This is a genomic window from Microcystis protocystis FBCC-A270, from assembly GCF_050500235.1.
Taxonomy (GTDB): Bacteria; Cyanobacteriota; Cyanobacteriia; order Cyanobacteriales; family Microcystaceae; genus Microcystis; species Microcystis ichthyoblabe_A.
Genome location: NZ_CP191407.1, coordinates 564138 through 585719, shown reverse-complemented (window position 1 = coordinate 585719; position 21582 = coordinate 564138). Strand labels below are relative to the sequence as shown.

Below are 21582 nucleotides of genomic sequence, written 5' to 3'. Positions count from 1 at the left end.
CAAAATTGAGTCGAAAACTGTTATTTATCTCCACCCCCGTGGGATTTTTGGGATCGGGGGACGGCGGTGGCGTAGAACTAACTATTTATAATCTCGCTCGCACTCTAAATAAGCAAGGGTACGCGGTGCGGGTAGTGGCTCCAGAAGCCTCGCAATTGCATGATATCCCCTTGATTACTATAGCAGGAAATGCCCAGATTTCCGCCCAAAGTCAAGGCAGGGAAGCCCCGATTTTAATGCCCGAAAATGCCGTTTTGGCCAATATGTGGCACTACGCCCAACAGGTACAAAATGAGTACGATTTAATTGTTAATTTTGCCTACGATTGGCTCCCTTTTTATCTCACTCCTTTTTTTGCTACTCCCGTCGCCCATTTAGTCAGCATGGCTTCCGTTTCTTTGGCGATGGATCATATTATTCAAAAAACCTACCGCAGTTTTCCCCATTTACTCGCTTTTCACACCGTCGTCCAAGCAGAAACTTTCTCAATATCTCCCCCCTATCGCTGTTTGGCTAATGGTTTAGACGTATCTTTGTATCAGTTTCGGGCCAATCCGTCCCCCTCTCTGGCCTGGGTGGGACGGATTGCCCCGGAAAAAGCTCTAGAAGATGCGATCGCCGCTTGTCAACAGTTGGGCGTACCTTTACGCGTTTTCGGTCATATTTCCGATCCTCTCTACTGGCAAAATTTACAGGATAACTATAGTTTCGATTTAGTCGATTATCGTGGGTTTTTGCCCACCAGGAGCCTACAAAAAGAGCTAGGGGACTGTTTTGGCCTGTTGATGACCCCGCGCTGGGTTGAGGCTTTTGGTAACGGAGCTATTGAAGCTTTGGCCTGTGGTGTTCCCGTAGTTGCCTATGGTCGTGGTGGTCCGGTAGAAATTATTGAAGATGGAAAAACTGGTTTTTTAGTTGAACCCGATAGTATCGAGGGATTAGTTACGGGAATTAAAAATTTAGACCGGATCGATCGATATTCTTGTCGTGCAGTAGTGGAGCAAAAATATTCCCTAGAAGCTTTAGGAAATCGAGCTATTAATTGGTTTGAAGAAATTTTTGCTCGCAGTCAAAAATAAATAGGCTCTCTTGGTTTAGTCTGGTTAAATCTTTATCCCAGAAGGGTTCGGGATCAACCACAGAGACACAAAGAACACAAAGATTGATCGATCCTATGATAAGTTATACCATTTCTCTAAATGAAAACTACACATCGAATTTAAGTCACCCTTTTTAAGGGGGATTTAGGGGGATTAAACTTCTGTAGTCAGACTTTGGAGAATTGGTATTAAACTTATCACACAGAACCTAGAAGAGCCAAAAACGCCTACCTCAAACTAATGGGTAGGCGTAGTTTATCGATTACTCTACCTAAACTCTCTGTAAAACTCTGGCATAGACAAAATCAGCCAACTGTGTACCCGACCAGAAACCGTGGTCACCGTCCCATTGGAAGTGAACTCCCAGATAAACACGGCTGCGACCATTTTCCAAAGCCGCCGAACTAAAACTATTATAGGTGCGTTTAATCCCCTCGGCGTTAGGATCGTCCGTGTCGGCAGTAAAAGTGACGTTATCAGTACCAAAGAAATTACGCATAATCCCAGCGTGGGCCGCCCCAAAAGTGGCATGACCAGAAACATAGGCAGGGAAAGCGGGACTAAAACGCTGACCGGCGGTATTAATTGATAGGGGTTGCCAATTGGGATCAGCTTCGGTTAAAAGATTACCATCTTGATCGGCCAGACGGATCGCTGTTTCCGGTCGCCAGAGATTAATCGGCAGCCGGTACTTAGCATCCCACGCGACAATAGCGGCATCACCCATGACTAAACCCACTAGGGCAAATAAACGCGCTGTTTCCAGTAGAGATAAATTTCTTTGTTGGGCAACAATTTGGGTAATGCGGAACAGATGGCCGGGGGGTTTATAGGTTCCATCCACATCATTCGCCCAGAAAAAGGCAATTCTAGTCTGTGCAGCAGTACGCGCAGAGGAATTGGCCGCCCCTAACAGTTTGACTTCGTTAAACTGGGCTGCATATTCAGGACTACGGAGAAGGTCGATTTTATTAGCATAGTTACCCGGAAAGGGCGCCCGAAATTGACTCCCAGAAGTCATGACAAAGGGAGTCACGTCCGGCCATTGGGGGGCAACCGCATCCCCGGATCCTGTCGGTCGCCAATCCCCCGGCTGATTACCCGGTTTATACAGGGGAGGTTGGTCAGAACCGTCATTCTGACGCAGGGTGAGAATGGAATCGGCCACGGCCTGCCCAAAGGTTTTACCTTTGGTATCGGCATCGGACATCTTAACCACGTTTAATCTTTGCAGGGATGTATCCAAAGCAGTATTAAAAGTCATGGTCAGATTGACATAAATCCGGCTAAGAATACGATGGGCCGCATAAACCGCCGCTATTTCAGGAGAAGTACCGGGATCAGGCTTTAACTTTAAATTGCTAGGATAGGGACTGTATAAATTCCCCGAAAGGGCATTAATGGCGTTAAACATCGCCACCTGTAACATCGCCCCCGCCCGGGCAATCGGTGTCGGACCGCCACCAATTTTCCGAATAGTTTCTAAAAAAACGTCATTCCACTCGATAATTACGTTCATATCGTTACCTCCTTTAATATCGCAACTTTGACTTAACAGCCCCAGTCTATTGAATAATTTCAATAGTAACCATAGAAGTTTAGGCTATTAACAAGAAGTTAAGTGACGTAAATCCCACTTTAAAGCACTGGCAATTTGTCAACTACTTTTTACAAAAATTAACTATTGCAGTTATTACTTATCAGATTTGACTGTTCAGTTCACTGATGACTGTTTACTGATAACCGAAAAACCTGCCACTTGCCACTTTTCTATAGCGATTTAGTCTGATTGACGATTCGATCGTAGAATAGCAACAGATCAAGAGAGTACAGGTCAAATATGCCGAAATTTGTTGTCTGGGGTAGTTATTGTGAAAATGTGCTGGAAAAACGCGCACCCTATCGTCAAGCGCATCTAGAGGGATTAAATCAACAGAAAGAACGGGGAATTCTCATTACTATCGGACCAACGGCAGATTTAAGCCAAGTTTTCGCAATTTATCAGGCAGCCAGCGAGTCGGAAGTGCGAGAATTAATCGAAGCGGATCCCTACTGGCAAAATGGCATCTGGACAGAGTACCAAGTCAAGGAATGGATTCAAGCCATCTAAGGGGGCTATCAGCTATATTTTTCTATAAGGGTGTTGTCATAAAATTTTCCAACTACGCAACTAATCAAACTCATCTCCGGTCAAGTCTGAGGATATTGTCAAGGATAAACCGGAGTTATCCCTTATCGATTCCAGCTGACAGCTGATAGCTTGCCTACTTTTTGCTTATTGCCATGGTTTACATCAAAAAGGTCGAACTCTCACACTTCAAATCCTTCGGGGGAACGACTCCCATCCCCTTTTTACCGGGGTTTACGGTGGTTTCCGGTCCAAATGGTTCGGGAAAGTCGAATATTCTCGACGCATTGCTATTTTGCTTGGGATTAGCTACTTCCAAGGGAATGCGGGCCGAAAGATTACCGGATTTAGTCAATCACAGCTATAACAGTCAACGTCATAGCTCAGAAGCGAGTGTTTCGGTGACTTTTGATATTGCCGATATTCCTGACGCAACCGATAGGGATTGGACGGTTTCCCGACGCTTAAAAGTGGCTAAGGGTGGCAGCTATACTTCTACCTACTATATCAATGGGGAAACCTGTACGGTTAGCGAACTTCACGACCAATTAAACCGTTTACGCATCTATCCCGAAGGGTATAACGTGGTGTTACAGGGGGACGTAACCCGAATTATCAGCATGAATGCCAAGGAAAGACGGGAAATTATCGACGAATTGGCAGGAGTAGCCGAATTTGACCGCAAAATTGAGAAAACTAAGGAGAATATCGATTCGGTTAAAGAAAGAGAAGAACGCTGCCAAATTATTGCCACAGAATTGCAAAAATCTCTGGAGAAATTAGCACTCGATCGCATTAAAGCCGAAAAATACCAAAAACTCAAGGCCCAAGTCCAAGAAAAGCAACAATGGGAAATTGTCCTCCATTGGCAAAATCTCCAGCAGCGCTGCCAGCAAGTACAAGGACAAATTCAAGCTGGGGAAAGGGAAAAACAGGTTTTAACGGAAACTATCGCCAATTTATCCCAACAAATCGCCCAAAATAGTCAAGAATTAGAGAAACTCAATCAACAGGTTAAAGCTTTTGGGGAAGATGAACACCTGTCCCTGACTTCCCGATTAGCGAGTCAACAGGCCAAACGACAACAACAGCAACAACGACAAAAAGAGTTAGAAAACCTCGAAAAAGAATCTCAGGCACAGAAAAACAGACTTTTAGAGGAAATTAATCGCTACAATCTCGAATTAAATCAGATTACTGCCCAAAAAAGCCGTTTAGAAACTGAAATTTTACCCAATCTCCTACGGACAACCCAAACCGCAAGGGAAACCCTAGAAAACTATCGTCTGCAAGCAAGTAGTCTCGCGGAAGCGTCAGAAGCTTGGGTAAAAGAACAAAGTGACCTTTCCCGCAATATTACCCGTCTTCAGGAACAATTAAACCCCTACCGTAGCCAACGGGCCCAATTGACCGAAAGATGCGATCGATTGCAAACTAATATAGTAGAAGCTGGTCAACGTCTGCAAGAATTAGAGCAAGTTATTAGCACAAAAACAGAAGAAAGTCAAGAAATATTACAAAAAATTAATCAATCGGAACCAGATATCCAAAATTTAGCCCAAAAACTCACCATTGCTGAACAAAATCGCGTTATCAGTCAGGACACCCAAAAACGTCTGCTCAAGGAACAACGGGACAAACAGAGGGAATTAGATAAACTGGAAGCGACTAAGCAAGCGCAACAGGAGGCCCAGGGAACCTATGCCACTCAAATATTATTACAGTCAGATTTGCCCGGAATCTGCGGATTAGTGGCACAATTGGGCGAAGTAGAAGAACGTTATCAAATTGCTCTGGAAATCGCCGCCGGAGGTCGTTTAGGTCATGTAGTCGTCCAAGATGATAGCGTTGCGGCTGCCGGAATTGCCTTACTAAAACAGCGTCGCATCGGTAGGGCCACTTTTTTACCCCTGAATAAAATTCGTCCTCCCCGTCCCCAGGATATTTCCTCTCTGCGTCACGCGCGGGGTTATCTGGATTTAGCGGTGAATTTAGTTAAGTTTCAATCCCAGTATCGGGAGGTTTTTAACTATATTTTTGGCAGTACGGTGGTTTTCGAGGATATAGATTCTGCCCGTTATTATATCAATCAATATCGCATCGTTACTTTGGATGGCGAGTTATTAGAGATGACTGGCGCTATGACCGGAGGCAGCCAACCGACGCGATCGGGGCTGCGTTTTGGTAAAATTTCTCCGAAGGAGTCTAGTGAAGCGGAATCTCTACGGGAAAGATTAGCAGAAATCGATCGCATTCTTACCCGCAACGAAGAAAAAATTACTCAAGTTAATAATCTTATCAGTCAGTTAACCCAACAGTTAACCGAAACCCGTCAAAGTCATCGGGAAAATCAATTATCTCTACAACAATTAAGCAAGGATTTACAACGTTTAACCACAGAAAAAGAGGATTTAACCCGTCAATTATCGGGACAGCAAGAGGAAATTACTATTTCTCGTCAACGGTTAGAGGTATTAACCAGAGAAATTCCTGAGTTAGAGTTATCTTTACAGCAAGAACAGGAGAAATTAACTGCTTTAGAGGCCAATCATACCCATAGCGAATGGCAACAGGTACAGGGAATAATTCGCGCTCAAGAATTAGAGTTACAAACCCAAGAAAATCACCTCGCTACAGTCCGCGAACAGTTAAAAGATTTACAAAGTCAACAGATCAGACTAGAGGAAAAAAGTCAAGAGTCTGGGGATAGAATTATTGAGATTGAGAAAATAATTACCGATGCAGTTAATCAGAGAAATATCGGTAATCTGGAGATAGAAAAACTTGATCACCATATTTTAGAAATCAATCAAGCTTTACAGCAATTATCCCGACAACTAGGGGAAACCAAGCAAAAAAGAGACCAATTAGAGACAGTTTTGCGACAACAACAAAACCAGCAACAACAGGCTATCTGGCAATCGGAGAAGTTAGTCAACAATCAAGAGGAAAGACGAGCATTACTAACCACTTTACAGACAGAAATTAGTCAACTAGAAAGCGACTTACCCAATCCCTTGCCTGAAATTCCTGAAAGCGAGCGAGATTTCGAGAAAATTCAAAGCGATATTCGGCAGTTACAAAAGAAATTAGCAGCTTTAGAACCTGTGAATATGTTAGCTTTAGAAGAACACCAAAAAACCAAAGAGAGATTAGATGAACTATCAGAAAAACTGCAAACTCTAGAGGGAGAAAGAACCGAACTACTTTTACGCATAGAAAACTTTACCACCCTCAGATTTAATGCTTTTCAGGAAGCATTTACTGCCGTTAACGAAAACTTTAAGAGTATATTTGCCACCCTGTCCGATGGCGACGGTTACTTACAACTAGAAGACGAAAATGACCCCTTTAATGGTGGCTTAAATCTGGTGGCCCATCCGAAAGGAAAACCCGTACAGCGATTAAGTTCCATGTCTGGGGGGGAGAAATCTTTAACCGCTTTAAGCTTTATTTTTTCCCTACAAAGATATCGTCCTTCTCCCTTTTATGCCTTTGATGAAGTGGATATGTTTTTAGATGGGGCAAATGTGGAGAAATTGGCCAAAATGATTCAAAAACAAGCACAACAAGCGCAATTTATTGTTGTTAGTTTGCGTCGGCCGATGATTGAAGCATCGGAAAGAACCATCGGTGTCACCCAAGCACGGGGAACCCATACACAGGTACTAGGAATTAAAGTTTAACCTCTCCCAGACAAGCCCAGCAAAGTTAAGTTATATTAAGATTACTCAGAATGCGTCCCCGTCCCATTCAGAAATCTCATGACTCAACCGCAAGCACAACGCATCCTCTACGTTAGACTCCCCTGTAACCCCATTTTCCCCATCGGTGTGGTTTATCTTTCCGACCACGTTCATAAACTCTTCCCCGACATCGAACAAAGGATCTTTGACCTTGGCACCGTCCCCCCCTTAGACTTTAACCAGGCACTCGATCGCTGTGTTGACGAATTTCAGCCCACCCTGCTAGTATTCTCCTGGCGGGATATTCAAATATATGCCCCCGTCGGTGGTCGCGGTGGTAATCCCCTACAAAACGCCTTTGAATTTTACTACGCTAAAAACCCCCTAATCAAGCTGCGAGGTGCTTTAGGGGGTTTAAAGGTGACAACAGCCTACTACGGGGAATTATGGCGGAATCAGGGACTAATTCGCCGAGGGTTGCAGCGGGCCAGAAAATACCATCCCGAAGCGCGAGTTATCGTCGGGGGTGGTGCCGTCAGTGTTTTCTACGAACAACTAAAAACCAAACTGCCCACAGGAACAATTGTATCAGTGGGAGAAGGGGAAACCCTGCTAGAAAAATTCCTCTCCGGCCGGGACTTTAGCGATGAACGTTGTTATGTGGTCGGAGAAACCACACCCCGGCCGCGTTTAATCCACGAATCCCCCACCCCCTTAGAAAAATCCGCTTGTAACTACGATTACATCGCCGGTATTTGGCCGGAATTTTCCTACTATTTCCAAGAAAACGACTTTTATATCGGGGTACAAACCAAGCGCGGCTGTCCCCATAACTGCTGCTACTGCATCTATACCGTCGTCGAAGGGAAACAAGTACGCATTAATCCCGCCGATGAAGTAGTTAAGGAAATGCGCCAATTATACGACCGCGGCATTCGCAATTTTTGGTTTACCGATGCCCAATTTATCCCCACCAGAAAATTTATCAACGATGTAGAAGAACTATTAGAAAAAATCCTCGCCGATGGGATGAAAGATATCCATTGGGCTGCCTATATTCGCGCCGATAATCTTACCCCAAAACTGTGCGATTTAATGGTAAAAACAGGCATGAACTACTTTGAAATCGGCATCACCAGTGGTTCTCAGGAATTAGTCCGAAAAATGCGTATGGGCTATAATTTGCGGACAGTTCTGCAAAATTGTCGAGACTTAAAAGCGGCAGGTTTTAATGATATAGTTTCGGTAAATTATTCCTTTAATGTTATTGATGAAACCCTAGAAACTATTCGTCAAACTATCACCTATCATCGGGAATTAGAAAATATTTTTGGAGTCGATAAAGTGGAACCAGCCATCTTTTTTATCGGACTACAACCCCACACCCATCTAGAAGAATACGCCTTCAAAAAGGAAATTATTAAACCCGACTATGATCCCATGAGTTTAATGCCCTGGACAGCCAAAAAACTGCTCTGGAATCCCGAACCTTTGGGGTCATTCTTTGGCGAAGTTTGTCTGCAAGCATGGCGACAAAATCCCGATGATTTTGGACGGGAAGTGCTGAAAATTTTGGAAGCAAGACTAGGGAAGGCCGATTTAGAATCCGCTTTAACCGCACCGATAGAAACTAAGAAAAAAGTCTTAACTCCTGCTTAAAAATTAATTTTAGTCAATCCTAAGGCGGCAATTAGCGTTACCATGAGTCTGAAATCAGGAGATGATCAAAATCCCTTTACCGGTAACTGCAAAATGACCGACCATCGCCTCCATGGGCTAGAATTAGCGGAATATATCGCCCTAGGATTAACCCTGCTTACCCTTATCGCCATGGGTGCGGGGTTTTTGCCTTTGTTCCTCCTAGTCGTGACTTTCGGGTTGAATATTCTCAATCGTCTCCGAGAAAGAACCCTGCAACGTCAACGCTTAACTGAAATGACCGGTCATTTACAGGAGCAGTGGGAAGAAGAAAAAGAAGCTTTATCAGCACAAATACAGTCCCTCAGTCCCGCAGTGGCCAGGGATAACGCCAGTGCCATCGCAGAATTAGAGGAGAATATTCTCGCCCTCGAACAGTCCTACAATCAAATTATTCAATACATCAACCGTAACGGGCTGCTGGAACGCATCGAACATCTGGAAAAATCCTACAGTCGCTTACAAAGAGAGATTTTGCCGCTTAAGGAAGAATCAGCAGATATTAACGCCATAAAAGCGGAAAATGAGCCACAAATCACCCTACCTGCCCTTAATTTAACTCCCACTTCCCCCCCTGTCCCCCATTGGCATTATTATCGCCGTCTGAGCGCCCATCGGGAAATGATTACAGCGATCGCAATTACCGAAAATCAAAGGTTTTTAATTAGCGTTAGTTGGGATCGTACCCTAAAAATCTGGGATTTTGCGAGAGGAACCCTGATTAATACGGTGGAAGCTCATGATCAGGGCATTTTAGCCCTAGCAGTGACCGGAAACGGCGATTATCATCTAGCGACGGGGGGATTCGATCAAACCGTTAAATTATGGACTTTAGCCAGGGATGGCAGTAATCTGGAATTAAATCAAATTTTCCTCGGTCATCTCGGTTCGATTCACGGCCTAGATTTTGCCCCCCGTTGGCATTTTTTGGTTAGTGGTAGTTACGATCAAACCCTAAAACAGTGGAATTTAGAGCAGGAAAACGAAGAATTTAGCTCCTATGACAGTCTGGGGGCAATTTATGCCCTAGCAGTGGCTCCTAATCAAGATTTTATCGCCGCAGCTGGGGGTGATGGCACTGTCACCCTCTGGCAATTGGGATCGGGAGCAAAAATCGCCGTCCTATCTGGTAACGTTTCTTCGGTGCAGAGTCTGGCGATCGCTGCTGATAGTCAGATTATTGCCGCCGGTTGTGTGGATGGGACGGTGAAAATCTGGCAATACGACCAGGAGAAAAGCGGTCATTTTGCGCCAATTCGGGTGATTAATGCCCATAATGGTCAGGTGACAAGCTTGGTATTTGCAGAGGAGGGTCAGTGGTTATTTACCGGGGGAACCGACGGAGAAATTAAAATCTGGTTAGCCAATTCTCAACAGGCGATCGCAACTCTCAGCGCCACCAATGAGCGATCATCGCCGATCTCCAGTTTAGTTCTCAGCCCCGATTATTGTCACCTAGCGGCGGCCGCGGCCGACGGCAGCATAACCATCTGGGAAAATATCACTTAATGGTCGATCGAACTAGAAAAATTGTATAATGTAGTGTCCCGGACTCGATCGGGCCAGTTTGACCCCAAGAAAAAGTGACTGAGTTAACCGTCGTTTCTGCCTAATAGTTGTCAACCCAGAATCATTACCCATAGTAAAAAATTCAGAATGAAGACTCCAACAGATCAAAGATTTGATTACGTCAAAATCGGTTTAGCGTCCCCCGAGAGAATTCGGCAATGGGGAGAAAGAACCCTACCTAACGGTCAAGTCGTCGGAGAAGTAACCAAACCAGAAACGATCAACTATCGGACTCTCAAACCGGAAATGGATGGGTTATTCTGCGAGAAAATTTTTGGACCCTCCAAGGACTGGGAATGTTGGTGCGGTAAATACAAACGAGTCCGTCACCGGGGAATTGTCTGTGAACGTTGCGGGGTAGAAGTCACCGAGTCGCGGGTACGTCGTCATCGCATGGGTTTTATCAAATTAGCTGCCCCCGTCACCCACGTTTGGTATCTCAAAGGTATTCCCAGTTATCTCAGTATCCTGCTCGATATGCCCCTGCGGGACGTGGAGCAAATCGTCTATTTTAATGCCTATGTGGTTCTCGATCCGGGTAATGCCGGCAATCTTAGTTATAAACAACTCCTCAGCGAAGATCAATGGTTAGAGATCGAAGAAGAAATCTACGCGGAGGACTCGGAATTAGTCGGCATTGAAGTGGGTATCGGGGCCGAGGCTATCCAAAGACTCTTACAGGAAATTAACCTGGAAGAAGAAGCGGAAAGACTGCGGACGGAAATTGTCGAAAGTAAAGGGCAAAAACGGGCAAAATTAATTAAACGTCTCCGGGTAATCGATAACTTTATCGCCACGGGTTCTCAGGCAGAATGGATGGTTTTAAGCGTAATTCCCGTGATTCCTCCCGATTTACGCCCGATGGTGCAGTTGGACGGCGGCCGTTTTGCCACCTCTGACCTGAACGATCTCTACCGTCGGGTGATTAACCGCAATAACCGTTTATCCCGTCTGCAAGAAATTCTCGCCCCGGAAATTATCGTCCGCAACGAAAAACGGATGTTACAGGAGGCCGTCGATGCTTTAATTGATAACGGTCGTCGCGGTCGCACGGTGGTGGGAGCCAATAATCGCGCCCTGAAGTCTTTATCGGATATTATCGAGGGTAAACAGGGGCGTTTCCGTCAAAATCTCCTCGGCAAACGGGTGGACTATTCCGGACGTTCGGTTATCGTTGTCGGTCCGAAATTGAAGATCTATCAATGCGGTTTACCCCGGGAAATGGCGATCGAATTGTTCCAACCCTTCGTTATTCATCGTTTAATTAAATTAGGCATCGTCAATAATATCAAGGCAGCCAAGAAAATGATCCAACGGGGGGATGCCAATGTTTGGCACGTCTTGGATGAAGTGATCACGGGACACCCGGTGATGTTAAACCGCGCTCCTACCCTGCACCGTTTGGGCATTCAAGCGTTTGAACCGATATTGGTGGAGGGCCGGGCGATTCAGTTACATCCCCTCGTCTGTCCCGCTTTTAACGCCGACTTTGACGGGGACCAAATGGCCGTACATATTCCCCTCTCCCTGGAGGCACAATCGGAAGCGCGCTTATTGATGTTGGCCTGTCATAATATTCTCTCACCGGCGACCGGTCGCCCGATTGTTGCCCCTTCTCAGGATATGGTTTTGGGTTGTTATTATCTCACGGCCGAAAATCCCAAGGCCCAAAAGGGTGGGGGTCGTTATTTCGCCAGCATGGATGACGCTATTCGCTCTTTTGATCAGGGATTGGTGGATCTGCACGCTTCTGTGTGGTTGCGTTTACCAGTGGGAGAAAAGGTGAAAACCAATAAACCCGATGAGGAAGTCCTGGAAACGGAAACTCTCCCCGATGGCAGCATCTGGAAATATTATCGGGAGCGCAAAACCCGGGAGAAGGATGGTGAGATAATTTCTCAGTATGTGCGTACTACTGTAGGGCGAATTATCTACAATAAGACGATTCTAGAGGCTTTGGTGGTCTAGAGAGAGATTAGGTTAGGGTGGGCATTGCCCACCTTAATTTTTAGGCTAAAGCGGCAATACATTCTATTTCCACTAGCACATCTTTGGGAAGACGGGCCACCTCCACACAGGCCCGGGCCGGGGCAGTTTCCGGGGGGAAATAACGGGCATAAACTTGATTCATCGCCCCAAAATTGGCTAAATCCGAGAGAAAGACGGTAGTTTTCACCACATTTGACCAATTAGCCCCAGCAGCGGTTAAAATGCCCTCTATATTAGCCATAACTTGTTCGGTTTGGGCGCTAATTTCCCCGGAGACGATTTCACCCGTGACGGGATCTAGGGGAATTTGTCCCGCAACAAAGAGAAAAGGACCAGGAGCGGCGATCGCTTGATTATAGGGACCCACAGGGGCCGGAGCTTTATCAGTACGGATGACCTGATTATTCATATGACGTTGCAATTCTGCATCTAACTCTTTTAACAAACCATATATTTTATCAAAATCAGGTTTAGTTTTAGAAGGAGCGTCATAAGTTCTCAAAGTACCTTTAGTATGAGTATGAGCCGCTCGATTGCGACTATCTTTTAGATTACCAAGATAACCTTTTAAAGCACTAATTTTACCAGTTTTTTCTAACTTTTTTTCGATTTTTTCTAATGTTGCTAAACCAATAACCATCATCAACATTTTTCTAAAAGGTTCATATTCAAAACTATGAGTACCACTAATAGTCTTATCGATGAATTTTTTGTTAGCTTCGGACTTTAAGCATCGTTTAGCACATCTTAAAACTATATCATCCATAGTTTCCTCGATCCAGCCACATAATTCTATAAGAGCTAGTTTGGAATAAGAAGAAGTTTTTTGATTATCAGCTGTAGGGTCATTATAGAGTTGATCAAGCCAGTTTAACGTCTTGAGTAAATAATCTTTAGTAATCATTACCAGTAGATGAAAAAATTTTGATAGATGTATTAATTCTCTCTAAAGCCTTATCTTTTTGATAAATACCACTAGCTAAATTTTTAGTCAAAAATGGTTCAGATTTTATTAATCTAGAATACTTGTCTTGTAATTCACCATTGGAGAGATTGACTAAAGTATCTAAATTTTTGGCAACTCCTAACAAAATTCCCTCAGCAATAACTTTACTGGTTTTGAGAGGTTCCTCTTTGAAGATTCTATCATAAATTAAGTCAACAGTTTGCTTAAATAATTTATCTTTATCTTGAATAAAATCTTCATGAGCCAATCTATGTTTATACATATAATCATTTAAAAATCTGGTCAATTTCCCCTTGTAGTTCTGGTATCCATCATAAAAAGCAAAGAAACGAAGCACTAATTCTTCATCTTCAAACCGAGATGCTTTTTTCTGCTTTCGATCCATCAGCAAAAGCCAGTTTTCATATTGAGCGCATTCTTTTAAAAAAGTATTAAACTCGCCATTATAGATACAATTTCTGATCTCCTGATTATTGAGTTTTACTCCACCGGTATTTAAGCGATGGAAAATGTTAAAAATATAATTATTATGAGTTTTTTTGCTGGAGTCATAGCGAATCATGGTGATGGGAATAGTCATATTTTCTACGCGTTCATATAATTCTTCATGCTGAGTTTTTATTTCCTCAACTGTTTTTCCAGAAATAGACGAATCTACATCAGCTAATTTTGATAGCCTCCAATTTTCAGTAGTTAAAAATTTGACGATGGTACTAATTCGTTGTAATCCATCGATGATATAGCGTTTATCTGTCTTATAGTCAAGACTAATACACATACTAGGAATCGGTAACTGTTTCATTAAACTATCAATAAAACGAGTTTGTTGTGGATCAGTCCATACCACATCTCTTTGAAAATCTGGATCGATAACCAATTGTTTTTTTTGATACATTCTAACTAGATCAGAGCAGGATCGCTGCTCATTGTAAGCAATAATATCCGCAGGAGGAAAATCCACATCATCTTCTTCCTCTAGATACTTTTCTTCTTCGGCTGCTAGTAATTTCTCTTCTTGACTGAGATAATTAACCATAATTTTTATCCGTCCTAATATCTATAAAATTTTCACAGTTAAAAGGGTACTTTATTCGACAATAAAGCACCCTTTTAATTTAGCTTAGAACTCTCCTTTTAAAGCGGCATTACAGCGCTCGCAAATAGTGGGATCATCGGCAAATTTTCCCACTTGAGTGGAATAATTCCAACAGCGATCGCATTTTTCGCCGTCTGCTTTGACAATTCCCACCGAAACAAAGTCGGATTCTCCTTTATATTCTGCGGTTTGAATCGCGCTAATATCACTAACTAATTCCACCTGAGAAGAGAGAAATAGATAACGCAATTCATCGACTTTATTCCCCGTTAAACTATCACAATTGTTGAATAATTCTAACTCCTGTTGTAAGGTTTCATCGTGAACATAAAGTAAAACTTTTGCCTCTAAAGAAGCACCGATCGCCTTATCATTTCTGGCAGTTTCCATCACCTTATTAACTTCGGTGCGTAGCTGCCGGAATTTGGCCCATTTATCGGCCAATTCGCGATTATTCCAAGCAGGATCGATGTTTAGCCATCCTGACTCAAATACCGATAAATAAGGAGTTTTGTAGGGGAGAAATTGCCAGATATCTTCCGCTAGATGAGACAGGACAGGAGCGATCGCTTTAGCAAGATTTTCTAAAGCAATAGCATAAACTGTTTGACAACTGCGACGACGGAAAGAATTAGGATCAGAAATGTATAAACGATCCTTAGCGATGTCGATATAAAAGTTAGATAAATCGACAACACAAAAATTCTGTACCGTCTGGAAAAAGCGGAAAAATTGGAAACTTTCAAAAGCTGCCGTAACTTCCGTAAACACCTCCGAGATACGATGTAACATATAGCGATCAATCTCCGGTAGCTCTTCATAAGCTACCGCATACTTAACGGGATCAAAATCATTTAAACTCCCCAGTAAAAACCTGGCAGTGTTACGGATTTTATTACGGATATCTACCAACTGTTTAAGAATATTTTGACCGATATTCACATCATTGGTATAGTCCACCGAGGACACCCATAACCGAATCACATCTACCCCATAAGCAGGTTCTTTTTTCTGGTCTTTACCACCATTAATGATCACATTGGGATCGATGACATTACCCAGAGATTTACTCATTTTTCGTCCCTGTTCATCCAAAACAAAACCGTGAGTTAACACCGTTTTATAGGGAGCAATACCATTAGCAGCCACACTGGTTAATAAACTCGATTGAAACCATCCCCGATGCTGATCCGATCCTTCTAGATACATATCCGCAGGATAACTTAATTCTGGTCGAGCATTAGCCACCGCATTCCAACTAGAACCAGAATCAAACCACACATCCATAGTATCCATTCCCTTGCGATAACTGCGACCATTATCGCGATAACTGGGAGGCAATAATTCCTCTACGGATAACTCCCACCAAGCATTAGAACCCTTGACTGCGAAGATAGCTTGAACGTGATTAATCGTCTCCTCGGTTAACAGAGGTTCATTTGTTTCTTCGTCATAAAAAACAGGAATAGGAACCCCCCAACTGCGCTGACGAGAGATACACCAATCGCTTCTTTCACTAACCATAGAAGTGATGCGATTCTTACCCGTTGCGGGAATCCAACGCACCGAATCAATTGCTTCTAAAGCTAATTCCCGGAATCCTTCCACGGAAGCAAACCATTGTTCCGTTGCGCGGAAAATTGTCGGTTTTTTGGTTCTCCAATCGTAGGGATATTTATGCTGATATGCTTCTTCTTTGAGTAACGCACCCTTTTCTGTCAGTGCTAAAATGATTGCTTCATTAGCATCTTTCAAGACATTTAAACCCGCAAATTGTCCCGCTTCTGCGGTGAAATTTCCCTTATCATCCACGGGAGAAAGTATCGGTAAACCGTAACGTTGTCCGACGATATAATCCTCCTGACCATGGCCAGGTGCAGTATGAACTAATCCGGTGCCGGAATCAGTGGTTACATAATCCCCACCGATGAGAATCGCACTTTCTCTGTCAAACAAAGGATGACGATATTTAGTATGTTCTAATTCCAGACCTTTAACCGTTGCTTTAATCGTCAAAGTCCTGTTAAAAGTGTCGGCTAATTTTTCGACTAAATCCGTCGCTACAATTAGATAATTAGACTCGCTGGTTTCCACCACTGAATAGTTTAATTCTGGGTTTAATGCGACAGCCAAATTCCCGGGTAAAGTCCAGGGGGTAGTCGTCCAGATAGCCACGGATAAATTAGGCAAAAATGGCGTTAAAACCGGGGTTGAAACTGACGTAATTGGAAAAGCAACATAGACACTGCGGGAAGTGTGACCTTCGGGATATTCTAATTCTGCCTCAGCTAAAGCGGTTTGAGAACTAGGACTCCAGTGAACCGGTTTTAGTCCCCGATAAATATAACCTTTTAGGGCCATTTTTCCGAATACGGCAATTTGAGCGGCCTCGTATTCAGGTTGTAGGGTTAAATAGGGATTTTCCCAGTCTCCCCAGACTCCATACCTTTTGAAACCTTCACACTGTTCTTTTTGCGTTTGAAGGGCAAAATCGTGGGCTTTCTGACGTAATTTCAAAGGGGTTAGACCCTCTTTTTCCGAGCTTTTGAGACTTTGTAAAACCTTTAGTTCGATCGGCAACCCGTGACAATCCCAACCCGGCACATAGCGCACTTTGTAGCCTTGCAGCAGTTTATATTTATTGATAATGTCTTTGAGAATTTTATTTAAAGCATGACCGATATGCAGTGACCCGTTAGCGTAGGGTGGACCATCGTGGAGAATAAATAATTCTTTGGGGTTATTTTGCGCTAATTTCTCGTATATTTGCTCATCTTGCCAGAATTTCTGGATTTCTGGCTCACGTTTGCTGGCATTTGCTCGCATATCAAAGTCAGTTTGAGGCAAATTAACGGTATCTTTGTAACTTTTAGCGTTGGACATTCTGGCAAACCTATGGATATCAATCGTTTTCGGGATTCATTCCTAAATAACGTCTCTTTGAGAGTCGTTATCTCTATTCTGTCACATAACTGTAATACAAATATTACAAGTGACAATCAATGATCTATAAGTCTAGCGAGATTGAGTCCAAGAGCGATGATTCCCAAAGGCTATAATTTAGTTATTCGAGGATAGGGAGCATGGGGACGATGGTGACGAATCCTAATTTTTTTTATGTCTCTCCAGAAGTGTATCTAGAAGGGGAAAGAGTCAGTCCGATCAAGCACGAGTACCGAAAAGGACGGATTTATGCGATGGTAGGCGCAAAAAAGCCCCATATTGTCTTAAATACAAATCTAGCCACTTTATTGAATATCCATCTCGATGATAGTCCCTGTCTTGTTCTCACTTCCGATATCAAAGTCCGGTTAGAGGAGGCAAATTGTTATTATTATCCCGATATTACGGTGCTTTGTGACGAGAGAGAGATTAACAATACCGATGATTTTATTCTTTATCCCCTTCTGATTATTGAAGTATTATCGAAATCTACGGAATCCTTTGATAGGGGTGATAAATTTAGCGATTATCAAACCTGTCCCACCCTAAAAGAATACATTCTTATTCATCAAAACCAGATCAAAATTGAATGTCACCGTCGCGAGGATTCGGGAGTTTGGCAAGAACAGATCTATGAAGCGGGAGATGAGGTAGAATTTACCAGTGTAGGATTCCGGGGATCGATCGCTTCTATCTATCGGAAAGTCCCCGGTTTGATATAATTACAATTATTTTTTGACATCGCACTTTTAGGTCTCTAATTCTCTAAATCTTCAAACTGACGTAAAGCAAGACTAGAACCTTGATTCCAGCCTAATTCTACATAATAGGGTAAAAGTTTCTTGATATTTATATCGGGAAAGAGACGACTATTTTCGCTTTCTTGACAACTATCTTCTATGAACAGATATATTTTTAATTCTTCCCGACGATAAACCCACAATTCGGGGATTTTTAGCAATTGATAAGCCTCTACATCAGTCAGAGAAGTAAAATCCACTTCTATAGCTAAATCGGGAGGAGGATCAACAGTTAAATCAATTCTCTCTTTGCCTAAAATTGCCTGTCTATTATCAATATAAAAACAGGTATCTGGTTCTACTCCCGCTTCTCCAGGAATTTTCAAGGTAATCGGATCAAAACATTGCCAGTCTTTACCTTGACGACGGAGGATAATTTTTACTAAATCCCTTAATGTATCAACACGATTGCCATGACTTGGTAGGGGAGACATAAGCCGAATTTCTTGAGTTTTGCGATTAAAATAGAGTTTGGGATAGGTTTTCTGGAGACGTAAACTCAGCAATCTTTGGTAATCTTCCCAAGTCTGATGCGGAAAAATAACTTGACTGCCCGGAGATAAAGATAAAGTATTTTCGTTGAGAGTAATTAGGAGCATTTTGGTAATTATCCTTGATTTTTTGCTGTTATCTCTTATTTTTTTTCGGCTGAGGAGACTTCTAAAACTGCTTTCGGGTAGGCAATGCGTTGATGGTGGAATTGTTGCCAAACTTGCACAAAAACCTCGGCAATAATTGGTAATTCCTCCTGACGAATACCACTATCTACTAATTGTTGATCGCGCCATCGGGCCTGAAAAATCTTTTTAATCATATCCATAGCTTGTTCTGGGGAGGCCTCCTTCAGCGATCGCAAAGCGGCCTCACTACTATCGGCTAACATAACGATCGCCGTTTCTCGCGATTGGGGAATCGGACCATCGTAGCGAAAGGCCGCCTCATCGACGAATTCTTGACCATTTTGGGCGGATTTTTGCAAAGCTTGCTGATAAAAATAGGAAATTAAGAGATTGCCTTGGTGTTCGGGAATAAAATCGCGGATCACTCGCGGTAAACCGTGTCTGCGGGCCATGACTAACCCTTCGCTAACGTGCTTTTTAATAATCTCGGCGCTGACGTAGGGATCATTAATTTCATCGTGTTTATTCGGGCCACCCATTTGATTTTCAATAAAACCGAGGGGATCGTGCATTTTCCCGATATCGTGATAGAGGGTCCCCGTGCGAATTAATTCCACATTACAGTGCAGTTTTCGGGCGGCCGCTTCAGCTAAACAGGCGACAAAAAGGGTATGTTGAAAAGTCCCCGGTGCTTCCGTGGCCAAACGTTTGAGCAAACTACAATTAGGATTGGACAACTCCACCAGACGAATGGGAGTGACCACATCGAAACAGCGTTCCAAATAGGGGGATAATCCTAGGGCGATTACCGTCCAAGCTATCCCCGATAGACCATAGACGAGCGCCGTGGGTAGTAGAGTATAGATGATCGTGCTGGCCGTGGCACTAACGATTAGGTAAGTGAGCAGATAAACACCCCCTTGACTGACTCCGATTCCCATCCCTAGCAGCGATAATTCATCCCTGGAGCGCAATTTTGCCGCTATCATAGCCGCTAATAGTCCCCCTATCGTCCCGGCGATTAAATCGGCGCTGATACCTTGGATGCTGAATAGGGAAAGACCGGCAGTTAAGAGGACCTGGGTGACGGCCAGAGTCGGGCCGTAGAAACTGCTGACTAATAAACCCACGGCTGCCAAATTGGTAAAGGGAATATTGGCGATCGCTAGGATCGGTGTGGTAAAACTTAGTAAACCCAAGAGAATAAAATCCCGGTGACGCAGAGGCCGATGGAGACGCTGAGCAACGAGGCAAAAAGTCCCGATCGCACTGGTGACAAGGATTGCCGTTGACCCTAAACCCATCCAGTTAATGCCCCGTTCGCTCAAACCAAAGCCATCAATGAGAACAAACTGAGCTTGAGTAATTTTTTCGCCTGCTTTAACGATAATTTGACCGGTTTGAGCGCTAGACATGACCATATCTACCGCTTCCACCGCTTTAGTGGCTTGTTCTTTGGTTGCCTCCCGATCTTCTATCAGGTTCGCTTCTCCCTCCAGGGCCGCTAGAAGGATATTTTCGGCTAAAGACTGCTGGCGACCGGTTAGGCGATCGCTGCTAATCTGCACGGCGATGGTATCCTCTAGGTGACTGGTGGAAATCCCCGGGGGAATGCCTTGCACCAAAATCCGGCGACTCGCTTGCAGGATGGCTGTTTCTAGGTTTTGCCACTCTCGATCGCCCATTTGGGCCACTGTGATCAGATCGGCGTATTTGAGTTTATTTAAGCTGGAATGCTGATAATTTTGGCTGGTTTGCCCCTTTATTTGCCGTAATTGCCCCAATCGATCGATAAATTGCTCAAAGCTTCCCTTCGTCACGCGCTGACGATAGGCTTGGATTTCGTATATAGCATATTCCTGCTCTTTTGTCAAGAGGTTTGTAAAAGATTCTTCATAGTTGAGGCGGCTTTGTAGAGTTGACCATTGAGGGGCAGAAAAGGTGAGCAGCGTTTCCATTGTGGCGTTGGAAATAGTCCTGCCCATTAAAATGGAATTTCTTCGCAAAATTGGGCGAATTTGACTTAATTGCCCTAAGGTGTCCTGCAGCGATCGCTCGATCTGGTCGGTGGTTTGGGGGTCTCTTTTCAGCCGGGGAAGCAGTCCAGCCCGAATTTTTTGGCGTTTGAGGGCGGTGGTTTCTTGGTCTTGAAAACGGGCATCTTCGGGGGCGATAATCGTGACCGGGGAAATAGTCCCGACGGCCAATTTCGGCTGATTATAGAAACGATAACCGACCACGCTAGTCAGACAACCGACGGTAAACAGGAAGATTAAGGGTCGTCGCAGTTTACTCAGGGAGTAAGAGCGAGATTTTCGGGCAGAATCAGGAAAAACAGTGAAAGAATGCAGAAAATGATTCATAAATTCCAGCTAAATTCTATAAACTGCGCCACCATGCCCAGAGGAAAAATACCAGCAATTTGGTTTTGTGTTCCCTTTTCTATTTTAAGGACTCCCTGTGCAAAAAAATTTTTTCTCGAAAGGTATCTAGATTAACTTGATGCGGGGGTTTTTCGCCTTCCGCTGCGTCCAAAACCCGTAGGGGCGCATCGCGTGCGCCCAAATTCCCAAATTCCCCCAAAACCCGTAGGGGCGCATCGCGTGCGCCCAACCCCCCCAAAACCCGTAGGGGCGCATCGCGTGCGCCCAACCCCCCAAAAACCCGTAGGGGCGCATCGCGTGCGCCCAAATAACCCCAAAAAACCCCAAAAAAACCAAATTCCCCCAAAACCCCGCAGGGGCGCATCGCGTGCGCCCAAATAACCCCAAATTCCCCCAAAAAACCCAAATTCCCCCAAAACCCCGTAGGGGCGCATTGCCTGCGCCCAACCCCCCAAAAACCCGTAGGGGCGCATCGCGTGCGCCCAACCCCCCAAAAACCCGTAGGGGCGCATCGCGTGCGCCCAAATAACCCAAAAATCGCCCCAAATCCCCAAAAAACGGGTGGGCCGATAATTGCCGGTGGGACGATTATTGCCGGTGGG

At 44.0% G+C, this 21582-nt stretch carries 14 protein-coding genes; 7 read left to right on the top strand and 7 right to left on the bottom strand.

Annotated elements, in window-relative coordinates; translation table 11 throughout:
• Positions 1-5: 5 nt before the first annotated feature.
• Complete coding sequence (locus ACQY1X_RS02720) at positions 6-1079, top strand: glycosyltransferase (protein WP_069474661.1); 1074 nt, start codon at positions 6-8, stop codon at positions 1077-1079.
• Between the two features lie 292 nt (positions 1080-1371).
• On the opposite strand, the gene ACQY1X_RS02715 is transcribed toward ACQY1X_RS02720, so the two are convergent.
• The gene (locus ACQY1X_RS02715; RefSeq protein WP_430015363.1) at positions 1372-2619 is read right to left on the bottom strand and encodes a phosphatase PAP2 family protein; all 1248 of its coding nucleotides are present in this window, start codon (positions 2617-2619) and stop codon (positions 1372-1374) included.
• 321 nt (positions 2620-2940) lie between these two features.
• On the opposite strand from ACQY1X_RS02715, the gene ACQY1X_RS02710 reads away from it, so the two are divergent.
• From ACQY1X_RS02710 to ACQY1X_RS02690, 5 genes are all read left to right on the top strand, one after another.
• A complete protein-coding gene (locus ACQY1X_RS02710) occupies positions 2941-3210 on the top strand; it encodes a YciI family protein (protein WP_002771659.1) in 270 nt (89 codons plus the stop codon).
• A gap of 173 nt (positions 3211-3383) precedes the next feature.
• Entirely contained in the window at positions 3384-6914 is a 3531-nt protein-coding gene (gene smc, locus ACQY1X_RS02705) for a chromosome segregation protein SMC (RefSeq protein ID WP_430015362.1), read from the top strand.
• Between the two features lie 78 nt (positions 6915-6992).
• Positions 6993-8573, top strand: coding sequence for a photosystem II high light acclimation radical SAM protein (locus ACQY1X_RS02700; protein ID WP_430015361.1), 1581 nt, complete (start codon positions 6993-6995; stop codon positions 8571-8573).
• Positions 8574-8615: 42 nt separating this feature from the next.
• Positions 8616-10121: a WD40 repeat domain-containing protein gene (locus ACQY1X_RS02695; protein WP_430015360.1), complete on the top strand. Its 1506-nt coding sequence runs from the start codon at positions 8616-8618 to the stop codon at positions 10119-10121.
• 147 nt (positions 10122-10268) lie between these two features.
• Positions 10269-12149, top strand: coding sequence for a DNA-directed RNA polymerase subunit gamma (locus ACQY1X_RS02690; protein WP_002737004.1), 1881 nt, complete (start codon positions 10269-10271; stop codon positions 12147-12149).
• 40 nt (positions 12150-12189) lie between these two features.
• Here the strand turns inward: ACQY1X_RS02690 and ACQY1X_RS02685 are convergent, their stop codons facing one another.
• The 3 genes from ACQY1X_RS02685 to ileS all read right to left on the bottom strand — a co-directional run bounded on the left by ACQY1X_RS02685 (position 12190) and on the right by ileS (position 17116).
• Positions 12190-12579: a RidA family protein gene (locus ACQY1X_RS02685; RefSeq protein WP_043997324.1), complete on the bottom strand. Its 390-nt coding sequence runs from the start codon at positions 12577-12579 to the stop codon at positions 12190-12192.
• 484 nt (positions 12580-13063) lie between these two features.
• Positions 13064-14173, bottom strand: coding sequence for a DUF262 domain-containing protein (locus ACQY1X_RS02680; RefSeq protein WP_430015359.1), 1110 nt, complete (start codon positions 14171-14173; stop codon positions 13064-13066).
• Positions 14174-14257: 84 nt separating this feature from the next.
• Complete coding sequence (gene ileS, locus ACQY1X_RS02675; RefSeq protein ID WP_430015358.1) at positions 14258-17116, bottom strand: isoleucine--tRNA ligase; 2859 nt, start codon at positions 17114-17116, stop codon at positions 14258-14260.
• Between the two features lie 209 nt (positions 17117-17325).
• Here ileS and ACQY1X_RS02670 point away from each other — a divergent pair, with 209 nt between their 5' ends.
• Positions 17326-17898: a Uma2 family endonuclease gene (locus ACQY1X_RS02670; RefSeq protein ID WP_002738123.1), complete on the top strand. Its 573-nt coding sequence runs from the start codon at positions 17326-17328 to the stop codon at positions 17896-17898.
• A 35-nt stretch (positions 17899-17933) separates the two neighbouring features.
• On the opposite strand, the gene ACQY1X_RS02665 is transcribed toward ACQY1X_RS02670, so the two are convergent.
• From ACQY1X_RS02665 to ACQY1X_RS02655, 3 genes are all read right to left on the bottom strand, one after another.
• On the bottom strand, positions 17934-18575 hold the full coding sequence (locus tag ACQY1X_RS02665) for a Uma2 family endonuclease (RefSeq protein ID WP_430015357.1): 642 nt from the start codon (positions 18573-18575) through the stop codon (positions 17934-17936).
• A gap of 35 nt (positions 18576-18610) precedes the next feature.
• Entirely contained in the window at positions 18611-20959 is a 2349-nt protein-coding gene (locus tag ACQY1X_RS02660; protein ID WP_430015356.1) for an HD family phosphohydrolase, read from the bottom strand.
• Positions 20960-21038: 79 nt separating this feature from the next.
• On the bottom strand, positions 21039-21344 hold the full coding sequence (locus ACQY1X_RS02655) for a hypothetical protein (protein WP_430015355.1): 306 nt from the start codon (positions 21342-21344) through the stop codon (positions 21039-21041).
• Positions 21345-21582: the final 238 nt, after the last annotated feature.

Coding starts and splice junctions, on each gene's coding strand:
- ACQY1X_RS02715 (WP_430015363.1), bottom strand. CDS start 2,619: ATGAACGTAATTATCGAGTGGAATGACGTTTTTTTAGAAACTATTCGG.
- ACQY1X_RS02710 (WP_002771659.1), top strand. CDS start 2,941: ATGCCGAAATTTGTTGTCTGGGGTAGTTATTGTGAAAATGTGCTGGAA.
- smc (WP_430015362.1), top strand. CDS start 3,384: ATGGTTTACATCAAAAAGGTCGAACTCTCACACTTCAAATCCTTCGGG.
- ACQY1X_RS02700 (WP_430015361.1), top strand. CDS start 6,993: ATGACTCAACCGCAAGCACAACGCATCCTCTACGTTAGACTCCCCTGT.
- ACQY1X_RS02695 (WP_430015360.1), top strand. CDS start 8,616: ATGAGTCTGAAATCAGGAGATGATCAAAATCCCTTTACCGGTAACTGC.
- ACQY1X_RS02690 (WP_002737004.1), top strand. CDS start 10,269: ATGAAGACTCCAACAGATCAAAGATTTGATTACGTCAAAATCGGTTTA.
- ACQY1X_RS02685 (WP_043997324.1), bottom strand. CDS start 12,579: ATGAATAATCAGGTCATCCGTACTGATAAAGCTCCGGCCCCTGTGGGT.
- ACQY1X_RS02680 (WP_430015359.1), bottom strand. CDS start 14,173: ATGGTTAATTATCTCAGTCAAGAAGAGAAATTACTAGCAGCCGAAGAA.
- ileS (WP_430015358.1), bottom strand. CDS start 17,116: ATGTCCAACGCTAAAAGTTACAAAGATACCGTTAATTTGCCTCAAACT.
- ACQY1X_RS02670 (WP_002738123.1), top strand. CDS start 17,326: ATGGTGACGAATCCTAATTTTTTTTATGTCTCTCCAGAAGTGTATCTA.
- ACQY1X_RS02665 (WP_430015357.1), bottom strand. CDS start 18,575: ATGCTCCTAATTACTCTCAACGAAAATACTTTATCTTTATCTCCGGGC.
- ACQY1X_RS02660 (WP_430015356.1), bottom strand. CDS start 20,959: ATGAATCATTTTCTGCATTCTTTCACTGTTTTTCCTGATTCTGCCCGA.
- ACQY1X_RS02655 (WP_430015355.1), bottom strand. CDS start 21,344: ATGCGCCCCTGCGGGGTTTTGGGGGAATTTGGTTTTTTTGGGGTTTTT.